This window comes from Terriglobia bacterium, from assembly GCA_020073205.1.
Classification (GTDB): Bacteria; Acidobacteriota; Polarisedimenticolia; order Polarisedimenticolales; family JAIQFR01; genus JAIQFR01.
The window spans coordinates 1-6,225 of record JAIQFR010000166.1 but is presented as its reverse complement, the minus strand read 5'-3'; the positions used below and the strand labels follow the sequence as shown (position 1 = coordinate 6,225).

The following is a 6,225-nucleotide window of genomic DNA, read 5'->3' as shown; positions in this document are numbered from 1 at the left end:
CGGGCGAGGCTCGCGCCGCCCTGCTCCGGCTGCCCGCCGCCGACTACCCCAAGCTGAGAGACCTCGGCGCCGCCTCCCCGGACCTCCGCGCGGAGGCGGTCGAGGTGGTCCGGAACGTGGAGCCCGACGGCCGGATCTCCGACGACGCGAGCCAAGAGCTCCGCCGGATTCGCGTCGCGGCGTCGAGGGTGGGGGAGAGGCTGAGGCGGATGCTGGAGTCGTACCTCCACGAGCCCGGCGCCGAGACCGTGATCCAGGACGACTTCATCACCCAGAGGAATGGACGGTACGTGATCCCGGTCCGCTCCGACGCGCCACGGGGGGTCAGAGGGATCGTGCACTCGGCATCGTCGTCCGGCGCCACGCTCTTCGTCGAGCCCATGGAGTCCGTGGATCTCAACAACGAGCTGGTGCGCCTGAGTGAGGCCGAGGCGGCGGAGCAGGACCGGGTCGTCGAGAGGTGGAGCCGCCGGTTTCGCGATCGCCACGGGGACGTTCTGGTCGCGATGGACGGTCTCGTCTCCGCCGATACCTTGCAGGCCCGCGCGCTTTTCGCCGCGGCGGCGGAAGCGGTCACGCCCCGGATCGGCCCCGGTTTCCCGCTGAGGGTCCGGGAGGCCCGCCATCCGCTGCTCGACCGGAGACTCAGGGACCAGGGGGCGCGGTGCGTCCCGATCGGCATCGAGCTGAACCCGCCCGACCAAGTGCTCGTTATCTCGGGCCCGAATGCCGGGGGGAAGACCGTCGCGCTCAAGACCCTGGGGCTCGCCGTCGTCATGGCGCACTCCGGCCTGCCGGTTGCGGCGCGGGAGGCGAGCCTCCCGCTCTACCGCCAGGTCCGGGCGGACATCGGCGACCACCAGTCGATCGACGCGGACCTGTCCACGTTCTCGGCTCACGTCCGGGCGGTGGCGAGGTTCCTCGAGACGATGGAGCCTCCGGCGCTGCTCCTCTTCGACGAGATCGGAACCGGGACCGAGCCGGCCGAAGGCGTGGCCCTGGCGCAGGCGGTGCTCGAGCGCCTTCTCGCTCCCGGGATCACCGCGGTGGCGACCACGCACCAGGGCGTGCTCAAGGCCTGGGCGTTCACGACGGCCGGCGCCGCCAGCGCCGCGATGGAATTCGACGAGGAGACGCTGAAGCCCACGTTCCGCATCCTGATGGGTGCGGCGGGCGTCTCCGCGGGAGTCGAGATCGCGGCGCGGCTCGGCCTCCCCGAGGCCGTGGTGGACCGCGCCCGAGCGTTGATCGCGCCCGGAGGGAGGCAGACGGAGGACTACCTATCGCGCCTCCGCGAGCTGGTCTCGGATCTCGAGGCCCGGCGCGCGAGCGTCGTGACGGAGCAGGAGCGGCTCAGGGAGGAGGAGCGACGGCTCGCCTCCCGCGCCGCGGCGGATTCCGAGCGATGGCGGCGCCACGCGCAGGAATCTCTCGAGGGAGCCCTCCGTGCGTTCCACGAGCAGGGGAAGCGCGAGCTCCAGGCGATCCACGACAAGCGAGAGAGGGCGAGGCTCGAGAAGGAGCAGGCGAGGGCCGAGTCGCGTCTCAAGGGCGAGATCCGGCGGAAGACCGGAGGAGTGCCTCCGGGGGGCGGGACGGCGTCGGAGCCCGCCGCACCGATCTCGCCGCGCCCGGGCCTCAGGGTCCGGGTGCTCTCCTTGGATCGGGAGGGAGAGATCGTGTCGGTCCGGGGCGACAAGGTCGAGGTCCGCATGGGGAGCGTCGGCATCATGGTTCTGGGGGCCGACCTGGCCCCGGCGGGGGCGGAAGCGCCGACCGCGCCGGCCCGTGCGGCGGCGGCACGCCGCCCCGCCGAGCCGGGTCCGGGGCTGACGGACGACACGCCGACGGAGCTGCTCCTGATCGGAAAGACCGTGGACGAGGCGCTCCCCGAGTTGGACCGGTTCCTCGACCAGGCGGCTCTCCATGGGACCGCGGAGGTCCGCGTCGTCCACGGTCACGGCACGGGCCGACTGCGCGCCTCGGTCCGGCGCTTCCTTCGCGGGCATCCCCATGTGGAGAGCCAGCGCTCCGGCGAGCCTCGGGAAGGGGGGGACGGCGCGACCGTGGTCCGCATCCGGTGACCGGGCGACCGCAGACGCTCATCCGCGAGGATCCGGTTCGGTGGCTTTCTCGAGCTCGTGCAGCGCGTCCAGGCGATGCCGCTCGAACTTCTCGATCCAACGTCGGTGGATCTCGTGGATCGGGACGGGATTGAGGTAGTGCAGCTTCTCCCGCCCCTGCCGGATCGTGGCGATCAGATTCGCCTCCTGGAGACGCGCGAGATGTTGCGTGACCGCTTGGCGGCTCATGTCGAGATTCGAGCAGAGCTCCCCCAGCGTCTGGCCGCCCGAGGTCCTGAGGGCGTCGAGCAGGCTCCTCCGCGCCGGATGGGCGAGCGCCTTGAAAACTCTGTCGAAGTCCACACCGGCCATTATATGCAAGGGAATGCTTGCATCCCCAGCCTGTAAATCCCGGTGCCGCCGCCTCTCAGTCCGCCGGCCCTTCGTCCTCTCCGAACACTTCCATCCAGTAGGCGACGTCGCGGGACGCCGCGGGCTTCTCGGGCGGGGCGGCCCGTGTCAGCCGCTCGCGGAACGCGTCGCACCGCTCGACCCGCGCCCCGGCATGCCGGCACCGGTCTTGGAGGGCGCGGTCGTTCGTCACGACCGTCCATCCTCTGGGGTCCACCTGGGCGCGGAGGATCTCGAGAACGAGATCGTCCGCGCTGTGTCCGCGCCCCGAGAAACGGACGTCGGGACCGAGGTCCAGTCCCGGAGGCGGCTCCCCGTCGAACACCAGCACGACCTGGCGCTTCAAATCGCGGGCCAGCGAAGCGATCTCGCGGGCGAGCGCGCGGCGCTCCCCCTCCGATCGGCCCCGTTCCGGCCAGGAGCCGAGGAGGTTGTCGCCGTCCACCAGCCTCGGCACGCGTTGCCTCCGCCTGGTTCAGCTCTTGAAGATCGCTCTCAGGAGGCCCCTCGACCCGGTGTCCTCGGGGGTCGAGCCGAGCGACGCCAGCAGGGCGGCGGCCTCCGCGTTTCCCGGCTCCCAGCGCAGGACCTCCCTGAGCATCCGGGCCGCGTCCGCGCTTCGTCCCGCCCGCTGGTACAGGTGGCCGAGACCGAGGTACGCGGACGAGAGCGACGGATCGATCTCGGCGGCGGCGATGAGCTGTCGCTCCGCGTCCTCGCGGCGCCTCGCGCTGCGGGCCAGCAGGAGGCCCAGCTCCAGGCGGTACTCGGCCACGCTCTCGTCGAGCCGGACCGCGTTGTCGAGGAACGTGAGCGCCTCGGCGAGCCGCTTCCTCTCGGCCAGTTGGCGGCCGCGCAGGAAATTCTGGCGCGCGAGGTACGCCGTGTCGCCGGCGCGCGCGGCCTCGGGCTGCGTGGACCCGCCGAGCAGCTCGTCGTACTCCGCCCGCCGATCAGGTTGGAAGAGGGTGTTGTACGCCTCCGTGACCTGGGTGAAGTAGCGCTCGACCTGCACGCGGAGGCCACTCAGGGGGCCCGAGCGGAACCGATCGGGGTGGTAACGGCGGGCCAGCGCGTAATAGGCGTCGCGGATCCGGCTCGAAGACGCGCTCCGGTCGAGCCCGAGGACCGTGTAGTGATCCGCATCGCGTGCGAGAGCCAGCCGGGCCCCCACCTCCTCGCGGGTGAGGGCCGGCTCGCTCCGGGCGGCGGCGTTCGGTGCGGCGGCCGGCTGGAGGATCCCCGCCAGGAGGAATCCGTAGATCGCGCGGAGCGTCGGCTCCTCTCCGGCGCCGGACGCGGCCGCGATCTCGCCCACCGTCGCGGTGCCGTCGGTGCGGCCCAGCACGAAGCGTCCGGCCGCGTCCGGCTCGAGCATCGCCGCGATGGGCGCCATGGCCACCGACTTCATGGGGCGCAGGTCGGGAGGGCCGATCCGGACGCGGAGTGCGTCGAGCGATGCGGGGTACTTCCGGGCGTGCTTGAGGATCAAGGAGATCGGGGCCAGGCGAACCGTGATCTCGCCCTCCAGCGCCGGGCGGCCGCCGTCGAAGGCGACCACCGCCTCGGGCCACTCGAGGCACGAGGAGAGGAGCGACTCCACGTGACGCTCCATCGCCTCACGCAGCCGATCGCGGGGCACGAGGCTCCGCGCCTCGAGCACGGAGCCGAACTTCGTCTTCGTCCTGGAAGCCTCCTCGAGGATCGCGACGCGGTCCGAGGGGGACAGGATCCCGCCCTGGACCAGGACCTCGGCGAACTGCTCCTCCAGGAGATTCGAGGTGGCGAAGACGATCCACCCTCCTTCGAGGCAGAACAGACGATGGAGGCGGCCGCGAGACACTCGCTGGATTCCCGAGGCCTCTTCGTGCTGTCGCGCGGCCAGCGCGAGGGCGAACTGCCTCTCGGAGATCGGGGCGGTGCCCTTCAAGGCTCCCTCTCCCCCAGCACGGTTCCGGCCCATCTCCGGCAGAGTTCGTCGTACCCCTCTCCGTACGTCTGCTGGAGCGCGGCCTCCGGCGCGTCACCCGCCCCCATCCGGTCGAGGACGTCGACGAGGCCGGTGAATCCCCGAAGCTCCTCGAGGTAGAGGGTCAGCGAGAGCGCCGCGGGGTAGGAGAGGCTTCCCGAGGACGCCCATCGGGCGGGGTCGGTCGAGCGGAGGAGCCTGGCCACGCGCTCGTGGTCGGCGCGGGAAATCGTCCGGCCTTCCATCCGCTGCGCCAACCCCTCGTGCAGCCATCGCGGGCAGGTCCCCCGGGTCTTCGAGTGGACGACCGCGTGCGTCAGCTCGTGAACGAGGACGCGCTGCGCCGCCGGATCCAGCCGCTTGATCCCGCCGAGAGGGACCCTGATCTTGCCGTCGTAGAGCCCCACGACGTTGTCGGGTGCCTGCGTGACGTCGCGGAATTGGCGGTTCGGGTACAGCAGCACGGTGATCGGTTGGAGAGGCGCGTGGCGGAACGCGTCCGACAGGTCGCGGAACCGGTCCTCCAGGTAGTCCGCCACCTGCCGGGCCAGGGCGGGGTCGAGGTCGCCGTCGTGGCGGAGGTTGAAATGAGCCGTCGTCGAGAGACCGTAGTCGGCCCCGGCCGTCTGCTCCCTCTCGCCCTTGACGATCTTGTCGCGCAGGCGGTCGTTCGGGGCGACGCGAAACGCTTCGCGCCACTCCCTGAGCGCGTCGTCGACCTGCTCCGCTCGGTCCTTGAGGTCGCCGAGGATCTCGTGGAGATCGGCGTCCTTCGGGTCGCGCGCGAGGCCGTCGAGGACGCACCGCAGCGCGTACTCGTCCCGGCCCAGCTGGATCTCCGCCACCGCGAAACCGACGCGGGCGCCCGGGATCGAGGGGTCCTCCCGGAGAGCGTCCCGAAATCGGTCGGAGGCCACGTCGAAGTCCCTCGCCTTCAGTGCGGCCGCTCCTTCGCGAACGAGCCTCAGGACCTCCGCGGCCCGCCGTTCCGCGCTGAAGGACCGGTCGGACCCGGAAGGCTCCGCGGGCCGGCGCCCGGCCGCCGGAGCCCCTGGCGGGGCGCCGCCCGAGGCCGGATCGATGCGCACGACGACGGAGCGCGGAAGGCCGACGGTTCCACTCGGGCTCTCGTACTTCAGCGTGTCTCCCTCGATCCACCACCGCTCGGTCTCGATCACGCCGCCGCCGGCGAGAACGATCGTGTCGGCGCGCGCCGCGCCGTGCACCGCGGCGAGCATCGCCGCCCCCGCGATCACGGACCCCAAGCTGTGGTGCCTCATGGCGCGACCTCCGCGACGGCCTTGGGACTCGGCCGCCCGCCGCCCTCGCGCAGGAACGCGGGGAGGTCGGGGGCGGCAGCGGCCTCTTTGGCCGAAGGGTAGAGACCCCAGCAGACGCGATAGCAGGTGGCTCCCCGGGCGGGGAGCGGGACCAGGAAGAGCCGCTCCGACCCGCCCGCCCTCTGGAGGATCCGGCGGGTATTGTCCGGCTTGCACGTCACCGCGATCTGAGCGGTGAAGGCTCCTCTTCCGCGAGCGAGCCTCGTGAGATCTCGCGAGGCACGCTGGGCGACATCGCTCCCGACGGAGGGAGCCGCCGCCTCGCGCGGGCGCGGCGGCGCGGGTGCTGCGGCCGGCGCCGGCTCGGCGCGAGCCGGGCGTTCCGTGGGGGCGGCGGCCGCAGCCCCGGAATCGAGCGTGGTGCCGGGCTCGGTGATCGCGGGCGCCGGCATCGGCGGCGCGGCCGCCGCTCGAGGCGCCGGGGCGGGAGCTTCGACGACCC

Annotated in this window: 6 protein-coding genes; 1 reads left to right on the top strand and 5 read right to left on the bottom strand. The window is 72.2% G+C overall.

The genetic code is table 11. The annotated features are described in order from the left end of the window. Positions 1 to 2,084, top strand: a 2,084-nt coding sequence (locus tag LAO51_19665) for a Smr/MutS family protein (GenBank protein MBZ5640962.1), incomplete at its 5' end; no start/stop codon positions are given. An 18-nt stretch (positions 2,085 to 2,102) separates the two neighbouring features. Here LAO51_19665 and LAO51_19660 read toward each other — a convergent pair. The 5 genes from LAO51_19660 to LAO51_19640 all read right to left on the bottom strand — a co-directional run. Continuing rightward, positions 2,103 to 2,426, bottom strand: coding sequence for a helix-turn-helix domain-containing protein (locus LAO51_19660; protein MBZ5640961.1), 324 nt, complete (start codon positions 2,424 to 2,426; stop codon positions 2,103 to 2,105). A gap of 64 nt (positions 2,427 to 2,490) precedes the next feature. Beyond that, the gene (locus LAO51_19655) at positions 2,491 to 2,931 is read right to left on the bottom strand and encodes an NYN domain-containing protein (GenBank protein MBZ5640960.1); all 441 of its coding nucleotides are present in this window, start codon (positions 2,929 to 2,931) and stop codon (positions 2,491 to 2,493) included. An 18-nt stretch (positions 2,932 to 2,949) separates the two neighbouring features. Beyond that, the gene (locus tag LAO51_19650) at positions 2,950 to 4,404 is read right to left on the bottom strand and encodes a DnaJ domain-containing protein (protein MBZ5640959.1); all 1,455 of its coding nucleotides are present in this window, start codon (positions 4,402 to 4,404) and stop codon (positions 2,950 to 2,952) included. After that, positions 4,401 to 5,723: a tetratricopeptide repeat protein gene (locus LAO51_19645; protein ID MBZ5640958.1), complete on the bottom strand. Its 1,323-nt coding sequence runs from the start codon at positions 5,721 to 5,723 to the stop codon at positions 4,401 to 4,403. The genes LAO51_19650 and LAO51_19645 overlap by 4 nt, the downstream gene beginning before the upstream one ends. Continuing rightward, on the bottom strand, positions 5,720 to 6,225 hold a 506-nt coding region (locus LAO51_19640; protein ID MBZ5640957.1), incomplete at its 5' end, for a hypothetical protein. The genes LAO51_19640 and LAO51_19645, both read right to left, overlap by 4 nt.